Raw genomic sequence first — 14,965 nt, 5'->3', positions numbered from 1 at the left:
CGTGGGCTGGGCTCAGCGGGTGCGGGTGTAGAACGGGAGCGCGACGACCTCGGCGTCCTCGAGGGTGCCGCGCAGGGACACGGCCAGGCGGGTGCCCGGCTCGGCCAGCGCCGGCGGCACGTAGGCCATCGCGATCGGCTTCTCCAGCGTGGGGGAGGGCGAGCCGCTCGTGACGATGCCGACCTCGGCACCGGTCGCCGGGTCGTGCACCGGGTAGCCGGCCCGCGGCGAGCGCCGACCGGACGAGACCAGGCCGACGAGCACGCGCTGCGGGCCCTCCTCCTTGCGCCGTGCCAGCGCGGCGTCGCCGACGAAGCCCTCGGGCTTGCCGAGGACGACGACCCGCCCGAGGTTCGCCTCGAAGGGCGTCGTCTCCCGGTCGAGCTCGTGACCGTAGAGCGGCATGCCCGCCTCGAGCCGCAGCGTGTCGCGGCACGCCAGGCCCGCCGGGACCAGGCCGTGCGCCTGGCCGGCCTCGCTGAGCGCCGCCCAGATCGCCGCGGCGTTGTCCGGCCTGCAGTAGACCTCGAAGCCGTCCTCTCCGGTGTAGCCGGTGCGGGCCAGCAGCACGTCGATCCCGGCGACCGTGCCGGCGTCGATCGCGTAGTACTTGAGGTCGGGGACGTGCAGCTCGGTCAGCCCGGCCAGGATCTCCGCCGACGCGGGACCCTGGACCGCCAGCAGCGCCCAGTCGGCCGACGTGTCGCGGACCTCGACGTCGTACCCCTGGGCGCGGGCGGCGAGCTCGGGCGCCACCACGGCGACATTGCTCGCGTTCGCGACGACCAGGAAGTGCTCGTCGGCCAGCCGGTAGACGACCAGGTCGTCGATGATCCCGCCGTCCTCGGCACAGATCATGGAGTAGCGTGCCCGGCCGACACCGATCGCCGACGGCCGGCCCACCAGCGCCCGGTCGAGCGCGGCGCCGGCCCCGGGCCCGCTCAACTCGATCTCGCCCATGTGGGTCAGGTCGAAGAGTCCGGCCGTCGTACGGACGGCGCGGTGCTCGGCGGTCTCCGAGCCGTACCGGACCGGCATCTGCCAGCCCGCGAAGTCGGTGAACGACGCACCGAGCGCGCGGTGCACCTCGTGCAGCGGGGTGAGCCGCGGCGTGCTCTGCGGAGCGTCCTGCGGGGTCCCTGCGGGGGTCGTGGTCATTGGGAGGCTTCCTCGTGGAGAGCCGGCTCGCGCCGCGCTCGTGGCTGGGTTGCCTCCCCGCTCTGTCATCGCTACCTGAGAGCTTCACCGTCCGGTCGGACGGCTTGCACCGTGGGTGCGGACCGGTGGATCCGGTCCGACTTTCCAGAGTTCGCCTCGTCCCAGCGGTCAGGGTGCCTGAGAGATTCTTGGGGAGATTTGCTCCTTCGGCGCCCCGTCCTCGTGGGACGGAGACTCTCCCGCTGGGGTTCGAACAGCGCGATGTTCAGTTGTGCGTCGCTGAGCCTAGGAGGCTGCGGGGGCCGGGTCAACGCGGGGTGCTGCTGCCGGCTGCCGAGGGCGCGGGGTTCCGGCGCCGAGGTTGCGGGGTTTCTGGGTCGAGGTCGCAGGGTTCCTGGCACGAAGTCGCTGGGTTGCTGCGCCGAGGGTGCTCGGGTGCCTGGCTGGTGAACGTGGTTGCGGTGGCGGCCGCGCTTAGCCGGCCGTCCCCCGCCGTCAAGGACCCTCGCTTCGCTCGGTCCGCTTCGCGGCGGGCTTCGCCCGTCCTTGACTGCGGGGCCCTGGACGGCCGGCTGGGCGGCGCGACAACGGCACGGGCTCCGCCCGCGCCGCCGCTATGCGGCCGCCACCTCGACCTCTGCGGGTCTTGCGTCGGCTTTGGGGCCTATCGTCGGCCGGGTGGATCCTGTGGTCTGGTTCGTGGGGGCTGATGAGGGGCCTGCCGATGCCGCCTTCGGGCCGGATGCCTTCGAGCAGATGAGCCTCGAGGCCGCCGGGAGCGCCGCCGAGGAGGCCGCGATCCGGGAGTTCTGGCGGGGGCACCGGGTGGTGCTGATGTCGGTGGAGGGGGCGTACGCCTACCTAGCCACCCGTACGATGGACGGCGCCGTCGTCCACGGCACCGAGCCCGAGTTCGAGGAGACCACGGTGGTCGCGGCGAGCGAGGCCGGGCTGCGGGCGCAGGTGGCGGGTGAGGTGCCGGTGCATCCGCTGGTCGCGGGCCTGATCCGTGGTCTGGGCTGAGCCGCACGTACGATTCGGCAGTGCCCAGCCCGTACTTCGTCGACCCCTCCGAGCAGCTGAGCGGGATCGACCCCGACGAGCTCGCGATCGCCCTCAAGGTCCTGGGGCAGCTGCCGCAGCTGCCGCCGGACCACGATGACATCCGCACCGTGAAGCGGGCGGCGTCGTACATGTACAAGATGATCAAGCGGGCGCGGCGGGCCGAGATCCGGATGGAGCGGCAGAAGCACGACCAGGAGATCATCGAGAAGACGGCGACCGGGTCGGCGATGCGGATCGATGACGAGACGGCGGGGATCCCGTTGGTGTCGACGGCGCAGGGGGCGTTCGCGGGGGAGCTGATCACGGCGCGCGGGTGCTACATCTGCAAGGAGGACTTCACGCTCGTCGACGCGTTCTACCACTGGCTGTGCCCGCGGTGCGCGGCGATGAGCCATGCCAAGCGCGACCAGCGCACGGACCTGACGGGCAAGCGGGCGCTGCTGACGGGCGGGCGGGCCAAGATCGGGATGTACATCGCGCTGCGGCTGCTGCGCGACGGGGCGCACACGACGATCACGACGCGCTTCCCCAAGGACGCCGTACGGCGCTTCGCCGCGATGGAGGACTCCGCCGACTGGCTGCACCGGCTCAAGGTGGTGGGGATCGACCTGCGCGATCCCACCCAGGTGATCTCGCTGACCGACGACGTCGCGGCCGACGGGCCGCTCGACATCATCGTCAACAACGCCTGCCAGACCGTACGACGCCTCCCCGGCGCCTACTCCCACCTCATCGACGGCGAGAACGCGGCACTCCCGACAGCCGAGTCGCTGGGGGTGAAGGCACTGCCCGAGATGGTCACCTTCGACCGGATCTCCGAGGCGCACCCGGCGGCGATCGCGGGCGCGCTGTCGACGACTGCGGTGGCCCACCACGACGGTGAGTCGGCGGAGGCGGCGGTGGCGGCGCACAACGCGGCGTCGCTGACGGCGCTGGCGCTCAAGGCGGGCAATGCCTCGCTGGAGCAGCACCTGGCCGGGACGGCGATCGACGCGGGCGGGCTGATCCCCGACATCCAGGACAACAACTCCTGGACCCAGGTGCTCGACGAGGTCGACCCGCTGGAGCTGCTGGAGGTGCAGTTCTGCAACTCGATCGCGCCGTTCCTCATCAACTCCCGGCTGCGCCCGGCGCTGCGGGCCGCGGTCCAGAACGGCGCGCGGCGGGCCTACATCGTCAACGTCTCGGCGATGGAGGGGCAGTTCTCGCGGCGCTACAAGGGGGCGGGGCACCCGCACACCAACATGGCCAAGGCCGCGCTCAACATGATGACCCGGACGTCGTCGGGCGAGATGTTCGAGACCGACAAGATCCTGATGACGGCCGTCGACACGGGCTGGATCACCGACGAGCGGCCGCACCACGAGAAGCTGCGGATCGCGGCCGAGGGGTGGCACGCGCCGCTCGACCTGGTCGACGGTGCGGCGCGGGTCTACGACCCGATCGTGCGCGGCGAGGCGGGCGAGGACCTCTACGGCTGCTTCGTCAAGGACTACGAGCCCTCACCCTGGTGATCGTCCGACGCGCCGGGTGACTCCTTGTCATGCGGCGCGTCGTGGGTGGACGATGCGCGGACGCGACTTGTGCGCCGGCCACTCGGGGCCGGTGCCGTCCCTAGGGAGTGTGCGCATGACAGCAGTGGAAGGCGCCCCGTCGGCGCTCGACGCCGAGCAGGTCGGCTACAAGCAGACGCTCGGCCGCAGGCACGTCCAGATGATCGCGATCGGCGGGGCCATCGGCACCGGCCTGTTCCTCGGCTCGGCCAGCAGGCTGCACAGCACCGGACCGGCGCTGCTGTTCAGCTATGCCTTCGTCGGGATGATCGCCTACTTCCTGATGCGGGCGCTCGGTGAGCTGGTGCTGCACCGGGCGACGTCGGGTGCGTTCGTGTCCTACATGCGCGAGTTCTACGGCGAGGGCGCGGCGTACGTCACCGGCTGGATGTACTGGCTCAACTGGGCCCTGACCGGAATCGCGGAGCTCTCCGCGGTCGGTCTCTACATGCAGTACTGGTTCCCGGACCTGCCGAAGTGGATCACCGTGCTCGTCGCGCTGGCCGTGGTGCTGGTGATCAACCTGCTCTCGGCGCGGGCGTTCGGCGAGTTCGAGTTCTGGGCCGCGATCCTCAAGGTCGCCGCGATCGTGGTCTTCCTCGTGGTCGGCCTGGTCGTCGTGATCGGCCGCTTCGACATCGGCGGTCACGAGGCGGGCTTCCAGAACCTGTGGAGCAACCCGGGCGGCTTCTGGCCGGCCTCCGGCGGCTTCGAGTGGTACGGACCCATCCTGGTGATGTCGGGCGTGATCTTCGCGTACGCCGCGATCGAGATGGTCGGTGTCGCCGCGGGCGAGATGGAGGACGCCGAGCGCGAGGTGCCCAAGGCCGTCAACGCGGTGATCATGCGGATCGCGGTGTTCTACTGCGGCTCGATCCTGCTGCTGGTCTCGATGCTGCCGACCAGCGAGTTCGTGCCCGGGATCAGCCCGTTCGTCACGGTCTTCGACCGGCTCGGGCTCAACTGGATGGGCGCGGCGATCCAGATGATCCTCATCATCGCGGCGATGTCGAGCCTCAACTCCGGGCTCTACTCGACCGGGCGGGTGCTGCGCAGCCTCGGCATGTCCAAGCAGGCGCCGTCGTTCACGCTGAGCATGAGCTCCTCGGGCGTCCCGTGGGCCGGCATCGTGATGACCTCGGTGGTCTACGTCTTCGGCGCGCTGCTCAACGCGGTCGCCGAGCACGCCTTCGAGATCGCGCTCGAGGCGGCGGCGATCGGGGTGGTGTTCACCTGGGCCTCGATCTTCCTGTGCCAGATCCGGCTGCGGCGGCTCTCCGACCGCGGCGTCATCCCACCCAGCCCGTTCCAGGCACCCCTGTCGCCGTGGACGTCGATCGCCGGGCTGGTCTTCCTGGGGCTGGTGATCGTGGGCATGGCCATCTCCGGGTGGCAGGCCTCGCCGTACTTCTGGGAGAAGACGAACTTCCTCGTCGTGGTCATCGGCATCCCGGTGATCGCGCTCGTGCTGGGCATCGGCTGGCTGGTCGTGCGGCCCCAGGTGATCGCCAACACCGGCGGCCGGATGCAGTCGGTGTGGACCGACGACGGTCCCCGGTACGTCGACGAGGAACCCTTGCCCGCCACCGGACGGGAGGACGTGTGATGCCCGCCCCGACCCTGCGCCGCGGTACCTGCGGCGTCGTGCTCGCCGCCCTGCTCGGCACCGGCCTCGCCGCGTGCGGCGACAGCGGCGAGATCAAGAAGCCCGACCTCGTCGAGGGCGCCGAGGCGGGCGGCAAGCTCACCATCGGCATCTCGTACGACGAGCCGGGCGTCGGGTTCAAGGACGGCGACGACTACAGCGGCTTCGACGTCGACACCGCCACCTACGTCGCCGAGGCGCTCGGCGTCGACGACGACGACATCACCTGGGTCCGTGCCGATCCCGCCGACCGCGAGGAGCTGCTCACCAGCGGCCAGGCCGACCTCGTCGTCGCGACCTACTCGATCACCGACGAGCGCAAGCAGCAGGTCGACTTCGCCGGTCCCTACTTCGTCGCCCACCAGGACCTGCTGATCCGGCGCAACGACACCGAGATCACCGGCCCCAAGACGCTGCACGGCCGGGTGCTCTGCTCGGTCACCGGGACGACCTCGTCGGACTACGTCACCGAGCACTACAAGGGCGACATCACGCTCAAGGAGTACCCGCGCTACTCGGCCTGCGTCGAGGCGCTGCTCGACGGCAAGGTCGACGCGGTCACGACCGACGACCTGATCCTCGCGGGCTACGCGAGCGAGGACCGCTACCGCGGCAAGCTCAAGGTCGTCGGCGACGGGTTCACCGACGAGCGCTACGGCATCGGCGTGCGCAAGGGCGACACCGCGCTGGTCGCGAAGGTCGACGCCGCGCTGAAGCAGTACATCGACGACGGGTCGTGGCGGGCCGCGCTCGACGAGTCCGTGGGCGGCTCCGGGTACGACCTCCCGGACCCGCCGACGCCGGGCACGGCCTGAGCCGTGGCCGTGGTCCCGGAGGCGGTCGCGACGCTGGCCGCGACGCCGCCCTTCGACCGGCTCGGCGAGGACGAGCTCACCGACCTCGCCCGCAGCGGGCGGGTGGTCGAGCACGAGGACGGCGAGGTGCTGCTCGACGCCTTCACCGCGATGCCGCGCCACGTCCACGTGATCCGGGCCGGCAAGGTCGGGCTGTGGGTCGAGCCGGAGAGCGCCACGGACGTGCCGGACCTGGTGCTCGGGCCGGGGGACGTGTTCGGGCTCGACGCCACGCTGACCGGCCGCGCGATCGGGCCGCTCGCGGTCGCCTCGGGGCCGGTGACGCTGCTGCGGCTGCCGGCCGCCCGGGTCTCGGAGCTGCTCGCGGGGGACCGGCCGGTCGTCGTACCGGAGGTGCTGGCGGGGCCGCCCGCGACCGACTCCCCGGCGTACGTCGTCGTGGACGAGCTGGTCGTGAGCCGTCCGGTCGTCGCGGCCCCCGGCGAGCGGGTGGTCGACGTGGCGCGGCGGATGACCGCGGCCGACCACGGTTACGCCGCCGTCGAGCTCGACGGCGGCTGGGGGATCGTCACCGACCGGATGCTGCGCGAGCGGGTGCTGGCCGGTGACGTCACCGCCGAGACCGCCGTCGGCGACCTCGTCACGGGGGAGACTCCCGACCAGGTGGTGAGCGGCGAGTCGGCCGCGGCGGCGCTGATCCTGCTGCTCGACCGGCGCGCCGACTACGTGCTCGTCGTCGACCGCGACGGGACACTGCGCGGCGCGGTCGAGCCGCGCGACTTCGTGGTGTCGTCGACCACCGCCGGGGTCTCGCTGCACGAGCAGCTGCGGCGCGCGGCGTCGGTGGAGGAGCTCCAGGAGCGGGCCCGGGGCATCCCCGGCGTCCTCGCCTCGCTGCTCGACGGGGGACTGGCCTCGACCAAGGTGATCACGGTGCACACCGCCCTGCTCGACACGACCGTACGACGCATGGTCGAGCTCGTCTTCGCCCGGCACCCTGCGCTCGACCCGGACGCCTTCACCTGGCTCGCGCTCGGCAGCAACGGCCGCGGCGAGGCGGTGCCGAGCTCGGACATCGACTCCGCGGCGGCCTTCGACGACCGGGTGAGCGCCGACGACATCGTCCGCTACCGGCACGTGTTCGCCGAGGTGGTCGACGGCCTGGCCGCCGCGGGCCTGACCAGCGACCGGCACGGCGCCACCGCGGCCCGGCCGCTCTTCGCCCGGACCAACGCCGCCTGGCGGGCCGCCGGACGCCAGTGGCTCGCCGCGCCGGCCCGCAACAACGGCGCGATGATGACCTCGCTGCTCGTCGACGGCCGCCCGATCTACGGCGATCCCGGGCTGCCCGCGGTCACCGGGGTCGTCGCCGGGCTGCGCGGGCACCCGGGCACGATGCGGCTGCTGCTCCAGGAGTCGCTCGCGCGGCGGGCCCGGCTGCGCTCGCTGCGCGACGTGCTGTCGGGGCGCCGGACCGGCTTCGACCTCAAGGACCACGCGCTGCTGCCCATCGTCAATCTCGCCCGCTGGGCGGCCCTCAGCGTCGGCTCGTCCGCGCTGCCGACCACCGAGCGGCTCCGCGCCGCGGCCGGGTCGACCGTGCTCCCGGCGCCCCAGGCGCTCGCGCTGGTCGAGGTCTTCGAGGTGCTCCAGCGGATCCGGCTGCGCCACCAGCTGCGCCAGGTCGAGCAGGGCCTCGCGCCCGGCGACCGGGTCGACCTCACCGCGGTCTCCGCGATCGACCGCAGCATCATCACCCGCGCGGTGCGCGAGATCGCCGCGGTGCAGCGCCGCCTCGACAACCTCTCCCTGTACGACGACCCCGAGTCGTGGTCGCGATGAGCACCCGCCACGCGGTGATCGGCGACGTCGGCGGCCATGCCGGGGCGCTGCGCGCCGAGCTCGCCCGGCTCGGGGTGCCCGACGAGGGGCGCGGACCGATCCCGGACGACCTCGTCGTCGTCCAGGTGGGCGACCTCGTGCACCGCGGCCCCGACTCCGAGGAGGTGGTCCGCCAGGTCGACGGCTACCTGCGCCGCCAGCCGGGCCGCTGGGTCCAGCTCATCGGCAACCACGAGGCGCAGTACGTCCGCCCGGCCGCCTTCCAGTGGCCCACGCCGCTCGACCCGACCGCGGCCGACCGGATCGGGGCCTGGTGGCGCGAGGGGCTCATGGTGCCCGCGACCGTGCTGCCCACGGGCGTCCTGGTCACCCATGCCGGGCTGACCCGGGGGTTCTGGCGCGAGGTGCTCGGCGCCCCCGGCTCGGCCGGCGAGATCGCCGACGCGCTGGGTGCGCTCGCCCAGGCCGACGACCCCGCGCTGTTCCGGGCCGGCTGCCTGCTCCAGGGCCGCGACCCGGACCCGCTGGCCGGGCCGCTGTGGGCCGCCGCCGCGAGCGAGCTGCTCGTCTCGTGGGCCGAGGCCGAGGAGCCGGCGCCGGTCGACCAGGTGCACGGCCACTCGTCGTCCTACGACTGGGAGCGCGGGGCCTGGCGGCTCAGTCCCGCTCTCGCCGAGCACGGGCACGTCGACGCGGAGGCCAAGCACGTCACGGTCGACCTCCCCGCCGGCGGCCGGGTCGTCGGCGTCGACCCCGACCACGGAGCCACGCCGCGCACGCCGTGGCGCTCGTGGCCGGCACCGGGGACGGCGTAGATTCGGGCCCATGGCCGACGAGACCCCCGCGATCGCCACCGACATCCCGCCCAGCGGCCCCGGCTGCGCCGAGTGCACCGCCGCCGACGGGTGGTGGGTCCACCTGCGCCGGTGCGCGGCCTGCGGGCACGTCGGCTGCTGCGACTCCTCGCCGCGCCAGCACGCGTCGGCGCACTTCCGCGCGAGCGGGCACCCGCTCATCCAGTCCTACGAGCCGGGTGAGGACTGGTTCTGGGACTACGCCAGCAACGACTACTACGACGGCCCGGCGCTCGCCGCGCCGACGAGCCACCCCGACGACCAGCCCGCGCCCGGTCCGCAGGGCCGGGTGCCGGCCGACTGGCGGACGCAGATCCACTGATGCTCCCCGCCCTGGTCCTCGGCCTGGTGATCGCGCTCGGGTCCGGACCCACGGTCACGCCCCCACCTGGCGGCGTCGACCCCGACTACCAGCTCGGCGGCGTCGCGACGCCCGCGCCCAACGTGGGCGTGGTGGTCCGCGACCGGCGCGCCGCGCCGGCGCCGGGCGTCTACAACATCTGCTACGTCAACGGCTTCCAGACCCAGCCGGACGAGCGGCGGTTTTGGCGCAAGCGCCCGGGGCTGGTGCTGCGCCAGGGCGGGCGCCCGGTCGTCGACGAGGCCTGGGGGGAGTGGCTCCTCGACCTGCGCACCCCGGCCAAGCGCCAGCGCCTGGCCGCGATCGTCGGGCGCTGGATCGACGGCTGCGCCCGCGCCGGCTACGACGGCGTCGAGCTCGACAACCTCGACTCGTTCTCCCGCAGCCACGGCCTGGTCCGGGCGCGCCACGCGAAGAAGTACTCCCGCCTGCTCACCGCCCGCGCCCATGCCGCCGGGCTCGCGGTGGCCCAGAAGAACTGGGCCGAGCTCGACGGCCGGCGGCTGGGCTTCGACTTCGCGATCGCCGAGCAGTGCGGGCGCTACGACGAGTGCGGTGACTACGTCGCGTCGTACGGCGACCGGGTGCTGGTCGTGGAGTACCGCCGGCGCGACTTCCGCCGCACCTGCGCGGCCTACGGCGACCGGTTGGGCGTGGTCCTGCGCGACCGCGACCTGACGCCGGGCGGCGTCCACGCCTGGTGCTGAGGCTCAGCCCAGGCTGACCTCGACCGGGACCGCGCTGCGCAGCGTGTGCCCGACCGGCGAGCTGGCGAGCACCTTGGTGTGCAGCGCCTCGAGCTCGGCGCGGCTCGCGGGGGAGTCGATGGTGACGGTGGCGCGGATGCCGTCGAAGCCCGCGTGGCCCTCGGCGAGCCCGAGGAAGACGTGCAGGTCGAGGTCACCGCGCAGGTCCACCCGCAGGTCGCGCAGCTCGATGCCGGCCACGGTGGCGTTGGCGGCGTACCCGACGGCGAGGCAGTTGCCCAGCGCGCCGAGGAGCTGCTCGACCGGGTTGGGCGCGGTGTCGCCGCCGCCGAGCGCGGGCGGCTCGTCGGAGGGGATCGGCGCGAACGAGCGGACGTTCGCCTCGGAGGTGAACGCGCCGTTCCAGGTCACGTGCGCGGTCCACGTCGTCCGCGCGGCGGCGGGGTCGGCCTGGACGGCCTGGACGAGGCTGCCGACGGCCGCGAGGTCGACGCCGTTGAGGTCGGTGCTGAGGGAGGTCATGACTTAACTGTAGTGATCTACTCATATTCGACGAGGGGTCCGCGGGAGGTCGTGCCGCGGTGCCTGGCGGGGCCTGTCAGGCGGGCCGCCGGGGCGGTCCACTGAGCGCGTCACCAGTCCCGTACGACGCCCGCCCACGCCTGGAGCCTTGTGGGTTCCCACCACGAGTGGGCCTGACGTTGGAGGTTCGCTCTATCCCGACGCCGACGTGACCTGCCTCACGATGAGGCGAACTCACCGGAGCAAGGAGCACTCATGGCGGAGCACAGCGACTCCTCGATCGGCATCGAGCAGCACGGCGTCGACACCATCCCGGACCAGGACCGGACCGGCCGGCCGCGCGATGTCGTCAACATCCTCATCGGCTCGAACCTGTGCCTCGGTGTGGTCATCTTCGGCTGGCTCCCGGCCACCTTCGGACTGAGCTTCTGGGAGAGCGTGACCGCCCAGGTCGCCGGCACGCTCGCCGGCTGCCTGCTCGTGGCGCCCCTCGCGCTGGTCTCCTTCCGGACCGCGACCAACCTCTCGACGAGCAGCGGCGCGCAGTTCGGTGTCCGCGGCCGGCTGCTCGGCTCGGGGATCGGCCTGCTCCTCTCGCTGGGCTACGCCGCGCTGACGGTGTGGACGGGCGGCGCGGCCGTGGTCGGCCCGCTCGAGCGCCTCTTCGGCACGCCGGGCGGCGACGGCGCCTACGCCCTCGGGTACGTCGTGCTCGCCATCGGCTCGGTGCTCGTCGCGATCTACGGCTACAAGCTGCTCGCCAAGATGAGCGCCTTCCTCGCGGTCATCATGACCGCGCTCATGCTCGCGGGCGTGGTCGCCTTCGCGCCGAAGTTCAGCACCGCCCCGGTGCTCGACGACGGCTACCTGCTGGGCGACTTCTGGACCACCTGGCTGCTCGTCTTCGTCGCGGTCGGCATCTCCGGCCCGATCGCGTTCATCACCCTGCTCGGCGACTACACGCGCTACGTCTCGCCGCGTCGCTACAGCCAGAAGCGGGTCCTGGTCGCCTCGACCGGCGGCATGATCGCCGGCGTCCTCATCGCCCAGCTGTTCGGCACCTTCACCTCGTTCGCGGCGCGTGATGCCAACGACTACGTCGGCGGCCTGGTCGCCGCGGCGCCGTCGTGGTTCCTGGTCCTGCTGCTGATCAACGGCCTGTTCGGCACCTTCGGCAACGCGGGCGTGCTGCTCTACTCGATGGGCCTCGACCTCGACGCCATCGTGCCCAAGGTGAGCCGGGTCCAGGCGACGACCGTCGCCTCGATCGTCTCGACCGGTCTGGTCTTCGCCGGCTACTTCCTCTGGGACGCCGCCGACGCGGTCACCGCGTTCGTGCTGCTCATGACCGCGGCCGGTACGCCGTGGGCGGTCATCACGCTCATCGGCTTCCGCCGCTCCGGCGGCGTGTACGACGCCGACGCGCTCCAGGTCCTCAACCGGCGCTCGCGCGGCGGTGCCTACTGGTTCACCCACGGGTTCTCGATCCCCGCAGTCGTCTCGTGGGCGCTCGGCACGGTCGTCGGGCTGCTCTCGGTCGACACCACCATCTGGCACGGCCCGCTCATCGAGGTCACCGGCGGGATCGACATGAGCCCGCTGCTGGCCGGCCTGACCGGCGGGATCTCCTACGTCCTGCTGACCCGCGGACAGCGCTCCGCGAGCCCGGTCGGGGAGGTGCCGGTGCCCGTCGGGGCACTGAACGAGTCCACGGGCTGACCTGGGCACGACTTCAGTTGCGCAGGGCGCGCGGAGGCGGTTCTCGGGCCGAGAGGAGGTGCGGACGGCCGGTGTTCTCCTACGATGGCCGTCATGACCACCGCCCGGACCGCGTCGAAGCGCGAGCTGACGCGAGCCCAGATCCTCGACGCCACGGTCGCCGCGATCGCCCGGGAGGGCGCGGCCGGTGTGCGGATCGACGCGGTGGCCCAGGCCGCCGGCGTCTCGACGGGGCTCATCTACTACCACTTCTCCAACCGGCAGGTGCTGGTCCGGGCCGGACTGGCCGAGGCCCTGGAGCGCTACCCCTCGCAGCCGCGCTCGCCGGGCGAGCGGGACCCGCTGGCCCACCTGGTCGAGGAGCTCCAGCGCCACATCGGGCTGCCCGCCGACGGCGGCGACGAGCGCGGCCGGGTCCGCACGGCGGGGCTGCAGGCCGCCGTCTTCGACCCCGAGCTGCGCGCCTCGCTGGGCCACTCGACCGAGCTGTGGGAGGCCGTCGTGGCGCGCCTCGTCGCCCGGGTGCGGGGCAGCGAGACCGCTGCGGAGGCCGACCTCGCGACCGCCGAGACGCTGACCGCGCTGGCCGACGGGGTCCGCCAGCGCGTGCTGTCCGGCACGCTGGCGCCGGCGGACGCCGTACGGCTGGTCTCGACGATGGTGCCGGCGCTGGTCGCGGGCGGTGCCGCATGAGCGCGCCCGCCGAGGCGTCGAGCCGCGCGCGCATCCTGGCCGCGACCGCCCAGGTGGTCGGGCAGCAGGGCATCACCGCGTTCGCCATCAAGGACGTCGCCGAGGCGGCCGAGGTGACCCCGCAGCTGCTCTACTACTACTTCCCCAACCGCGAGGCGCTCGTGGCCGCGGCGCTGGAGTACGCCAACGAGCAGGCGCCGTCGATCAACCTGCTCCAGGGCGACGCGGGCGGGCGGGGCTTCGACGCCGTGCACCAGGCGCTGCGCGCGGAGTTCGACGACGACCCGTCGGTGCGCAACCTCAACATCCTGTGGAACGAGGTGGCCAGCCTCTCGACCCAGTTCCCCGAGCTGCAGTCGACGCTCGAGCGGGTCACCTCGGGCTGGGACCAGCAGATCACCGTGGGCGTCCTGCGCGGCATCGTCGACCGCTCGCTGCGCGGCGATCTCGAGCCCGGCCTCGTCGCCCAGGCGCTGACCTGCGCGGTCGAGGGGCTCAGCCAGCGCTGGCTGGCCGGGGTGACCAGCGGCGAGCAAGCCCGCTCCGCGCTCGACCGGATGCTCGTGGCCCTGGCCGGCCAGGGCCCCGAGGGCGGCTGAGCGTGCTCGTCGAGGAGCTGGTCCGCGACCCGGACCTGGACCTGGCCGTCGAGGTCGAGGGCAACCTGGGCCTGCCGGTGCGGTGGGTGCACATCATCGAGGTCAGCGACCCCGGCCGCTTCCTGCGCGGCGGCGAGGTCGTGCTCACCGCGGGCGTGTGGCGCTCCGGCGGGACGACGGCCGCCCACTTCGTCGAGGAGATCGCGGGGGCCGGTGCGGCCGCGCTGGGCTACGGCCTGGTCAGCCCCGACGAGCCCTGGCCCGAGGACGTCGTCGCGGCGGCCGCCGAGCGCGGCCTGACCTGCTTCGTCGCGCCCGTCTCGACGCCGTTCGTCGCGATCGTCGAGGCCTTCGTGGCGAGCAAGCGCACCGAGTGGGAGGCGCCCCTGCGCCGCCAGCTCGACCACCACGCGGCCATGGTGTCGGCGCTGCGCGCCGAGCGGGGCGCCGGATCGGTGCTGCGCGTCCTCGGCCGGCTCCTCGGGCGTCCGGTGGCGCTGCGCTCCCAGGGCGTCGTGCACGGCTCCGAGCCCGACCCGTCCTACGAGGTGCCGCTCATCGGGGCCGGCCTCGCCGACGCCTCGCTGCTGCTGCCCGAGGCGATGGCCCAGCTCGACGTCGGGCTCCAGGCGGCGGTCTCGACCGCGATGCCGTTCCTGGCGCTCGAGCTCGAGCGGGAGCGCGCGATCCGGGCGACCGAGCAGCGCTACGCGCTCGAGGTGCTCGACTGGATCGAGTCCGGCGGCGGCGACCAGGCCGCGATCACCCACCGGCTCGAGCTGCTCGGCATCCCGCAGCGCGCCGAGGTCGCGGCCCTCGTGGTCCGCGGGCTGGGGCTGCGCGACGTCGAGGCGCTGGTCGAGCCGGGCAGCCTGGTCGTGGAGCGGCCCGGCGAGATCGTCGTGGTGGCGGCGCGCCCGCCGGCCGTCGTACCGACGGAGGGCTATGTGGGCCTGGGCCAGCACGGCCCGGCCGACGAGCTGCGGGTGAGCATCCTGCAGGCCCGCAAGGCGGTCGAGGCGCTGGAGTCGCGCGGGCAGCCGGGCTGGCTCTCCCACGACCAGCTCGCGAGCCCGACGCTGCTGCTCGACCTCCAGGACCCCGCCCTGCTGCGGGCCACCGGCGAGGCCGTCCTGGGCCGGCTCATCGCCGCGGACGGCGAGCGCGGGACCGACCTGATCGGCACCCTGACCGCCTTCCTCGACCACGGCGGACGCTGGCAGGAGACCGCCGACGAGCTCCACGTCCACATCAACACGCTGCGCCACCGGCTCAAGCGGGTCGAGGAGCTGACCGGCCGCAGCCTGGCCTCGACCGCCGACCGGGTGGACCTCTTCCTGGCCCTGCGCCTGCACCGCTGAGCGCGGTCCGGCGGCACCGGAGGACCCCGTCGACGCCCTGGGTCCGCGGGGTGCGCCGGCCTGTCCCCAAA

At 73.2% G+C, this 14,965-nt stretch carries 14 protein-coding genes and 2 riboswitches; of the genes, 12 read left to right on the top strand and 2 right to left on the bottom strand.

Annotation, left to right across the window (positions count from 1 at the left end; translation table 11 throughout):
- Window positions 1–12: 12 nt before the first annotated feature.
- Window positions 13–1,158 (bottom strand): glycine cleavage system aminomethyltransferase GcvT, encoded by a 1,146-nt coding sequence (gene gcvT, locus M0M48_RS13395; protein WP_257751530.1) that lies wholly within the window; start codon window positions 1,156–1,158, stop codon window positions 13–15.
- Between the two features lie 52 nt (window positions 1,159–1,210).
- Window positions 1,211–1,313, bottom strand: a riboswitch (glycine riboswitch).
- Window positions 1,314–1,410: riboswitch (glycine riboswitch) on the bottom strand.
- Between the two features lie 426 nt (window positions 1,411–1,836).
- Between gcvT and M0M48_RS13390 the strand changes: the two genes are divergently transcribed.
- The 8 genes from M0M48_RS13390 (at window position 1,837) to M0M48_RS13355 (ending at window position 10,000) form a co-directional block, all read left to right on the top strand.
- Window positions 1,837–2,181 carry a hypothetical protein gene (locus tag M0M48_RS13390; protein WP_257751529.1) on the top strand — a complete coding sequence of 115 codons (345 nt, stop codon included), beginning with the start codon at window positions 1,837–1,839 and terminating at the stop codon, window positions 2,179–2,181.
- Between the two features lie 20 nt (window positions 2,182–2,201).
- Entirely contained in the window at window positions 2,202–3,737 is a 1,536-nt protein-coding gene (locus tag M0M48_RS13385) for an SDR family NAD(P)-dependent oxidoreductase (RefSeq protein ID WP_257751528.1), read from the top strand.
- Between the two features lie 115 nt (window positions 3,738–3,852).
- Window positions 3,853–5,382, top strand: a complete 1,530-nt coding sequence (locus M0M48_RS13380; protein WP_257751527.1) for an amino acid permease — start codon at window positions 3,853–3,855, stop codon at window positions 5,380–5,382.
- Window positions 5,382–6,236, top strand: coding sequence for a glutamate ABC transporter substrate-binding protein (locus tag M0M48_RS13375; RefSeq protein WP_257751526.1), 855 nt, complete (start codon window positions 5,382–5,384; stop codon window positions 6,234–6,236). Before M0M48_RS13380 ends, M0M48_RS13375 begins: the two co-directional genes overlap by 1 nt.
- Before the next feature lie 3 nt (window positions 6,237–6,239).
- Window positions 6,240–8,078 carry a putative nucleotidyltransferase substrate binding domain-containing protein gene (locus M0M48_RS13370; RefSeq protein WP_257751525.1) on the top strand — a complete coding sequence of 613 codons (1,839 nt, stop codon included), beginning with the start codon at window positions 6,240–6,242 and terminating at the stop codon, window positions 8,076–8,078.
- Complete coding sequence (locus M0M48_RS13365; protein WP_257751524.1) at window positions 8,075–8,893, top strand: metallophosphoesterase; 819 nt, start codon at window positions 8,075–8,077, stop codon at window positions 8,891–8,893. The genes M0M48_RS13370 and M0M48_RS13365 overlap by 4 nt, the downstream gene beginning before the upstream one ends.
- A 10-nt stretch (window positions 8,894–8,903) precedes the next feature.
- Window positions 8,904–9,254, top strand: a complete 351-nt coding sequence (locus M0M48_RS13360; RefSeq protein ID WP_215812927.1) for a UBP-type zinc finger domain-containing protein — start codon at window positions 8,904–8,906, stop codon at window positions 9,252–9,254.
- Entirely contained in the window at window positions 9,254–10,000 is a 747-nt protein-coding gene (locus M0M48_RS13355; RefSeq protein WP_257751523.1) for an endo alpha-1,4 polygalactosaminidase, read from the top strand. Before M0M48_RS13360 ends, M0M48_RS13355 begins: the two co-directional genes overlap by 1 nt.
- Window positions 10,001–10,003: 3 nt before the next feature.
- On the opposite strand, the gene M0M48_RS13350 is transcribed toward M0M48_RS13355, so the two are convergent.
- Window positions 10,004–10,522, bottom strand: a complete 519-nt coding sequence (locus M0M48_RS13350) for an OsmC family protein (RefSeq protein ID WP_257751522.1) — start codon at window positions 10,520–10,522, stop codon at window positions 10,004–10,006.
- Between the two features lie 255 nt (window positions 10,523–10,777).
- Between M0M48_RS13350 and M0M48_RS13345 the strand changes: the two genes are divergently transcribed.
- From M0M48_RS13345 to M0M48_RS13330, 4 genes are all read left to right on the top strand, one after another.
- Entirely contained in the window at window positions 10,778–12,241 is a 1,464-nt protein-coding gene (locus tag M0M48_RS13345; RefSeq protein WP_257751521.1) for a purine-cytosine permease family protein, read from the top strand.
- Between the two features lie 93 nt (window positions 12,242–12,334).
- Window positions 12,335–12,934 (top strand): TetR/AcrR family transcriptional regulator, encoded by a 600-nt coding sequence (locus tag M0M48_RS13340; protein ID WP_215812931.1) that lies wholly within the window; start codon window positions 12,335–12,337, stop codon window positions 12,932–12,934.
- Entirely contained in the window at window positions 12,931–13,533 is a 603-nt protein-coding gene (locus M0M48_RS13335; protein WP_215812932.1) for a TetR/AcrR family transcriptional regulator, read from the top strand. Before M0M48_RS13340 ends, M0M48_RS13335 begins: the two co-directional genes overlap by 4 nt.
- Window positions 13,534–13,535: 2 nt before the next feature.
- Window positions 13,536–14,894 (top strand): helix-turn-helix domain-containing protein, encoded by a 1,359-nt coding sequence (locus tag M0M48_RS13330; RefSeq protein WP_257751520.1) that lies wholly within the window; start codon window positions 13,536–13,538, stop codon window positions 14,892–14,894.
- Window positions 14,895–14,965 lie beyond the last annotated feature (71 nt).

It is taken from the genome of Pimelobacter simplex, assembly GCF_024662235.1.
GTDB lineage: Bacteria > Actinomycetota > Actinomycetes > Propionibacteriales > Nocardioidaceae > Nocardioides.
The sequence above is the reverse complement of the archived record's forward strand: the minus strand, read 5'-3'. Positions and strand labels throughout refer to the sequence as shown.

Bases quoted from the DNA above. Each gene is read 5' to 3' on its own strand.
- gcvT (WP_257751530.1), bottom strand. From the start codon at position 1,158: ATGACCACGACCCCCGCAGGGACCCCGCAGGACGCTCCGCAGAGCACG.
- M0M48_RS13360 (WP_215812927.1), top strand. From the start codon at position 8,904: ATGGCCGACGAGACCCCCGCGATCGCCACCGACATCCCGCCCAGCGGC.
- M0M48_RS13345 (WP_257751521.1), top strand. From the start codon at position 10,778: ATGGCGGAGCACAGCGACTCCTCGATCGGCATCGAGCAGCACGGCGTC.
- M0M48_RS13335 (WP_215812932.1), top strand. From the start codon at position 12,931: ATGAGCGCGCCCGCCGAGGCGTCGAGCCGCGCGCGCATCCTGGCCGCG.
- M0M48_RS13340 (WP_215812931.1), top strand. From the start codon at position 12,335: ATGACCACCGCCCGGACCGCGTCGAAGCGCGAGCTGACGCGAGCCCAG.
- M0M48_RS13355 (WP_257751523.1), top strand. From the start codon at position 9,254: ATGCTCCCCGCCCTGGTCCTCGGCCTGGTGATCGCGCTCGGGTCCGGA.
- M0M48_RS13380 (WP_257751527.1), top strand. From the start codon at position 3,853: ATGACAGCAGTGGAAGGCGCCCCGTCGGCGCTCGACGCCGAGCAGGTC.
- M0M48_RS13350 (WP_257751522.1), bottom strand. From the start codon at position 10,522: ATGACCTCCCTCAGCACCGACCTCAACGGCGTCGACCTCGCGGCCGTC.
- M0M48_RS13365 (WP_257751524.1), top strand. From the start codon at position 8,075: ATGAGCACCCGCCACGCGGTGATCGGCGACGTCGGCGGCCATGCCGGG.
- M0M48_RS13375 (WP_257751526.1), top strand. From the start codon at position 5,382: ATGCCCGCCCCGACCCTGCGCCGCGGTACCTGCGGCGTCGTGCTCGCC.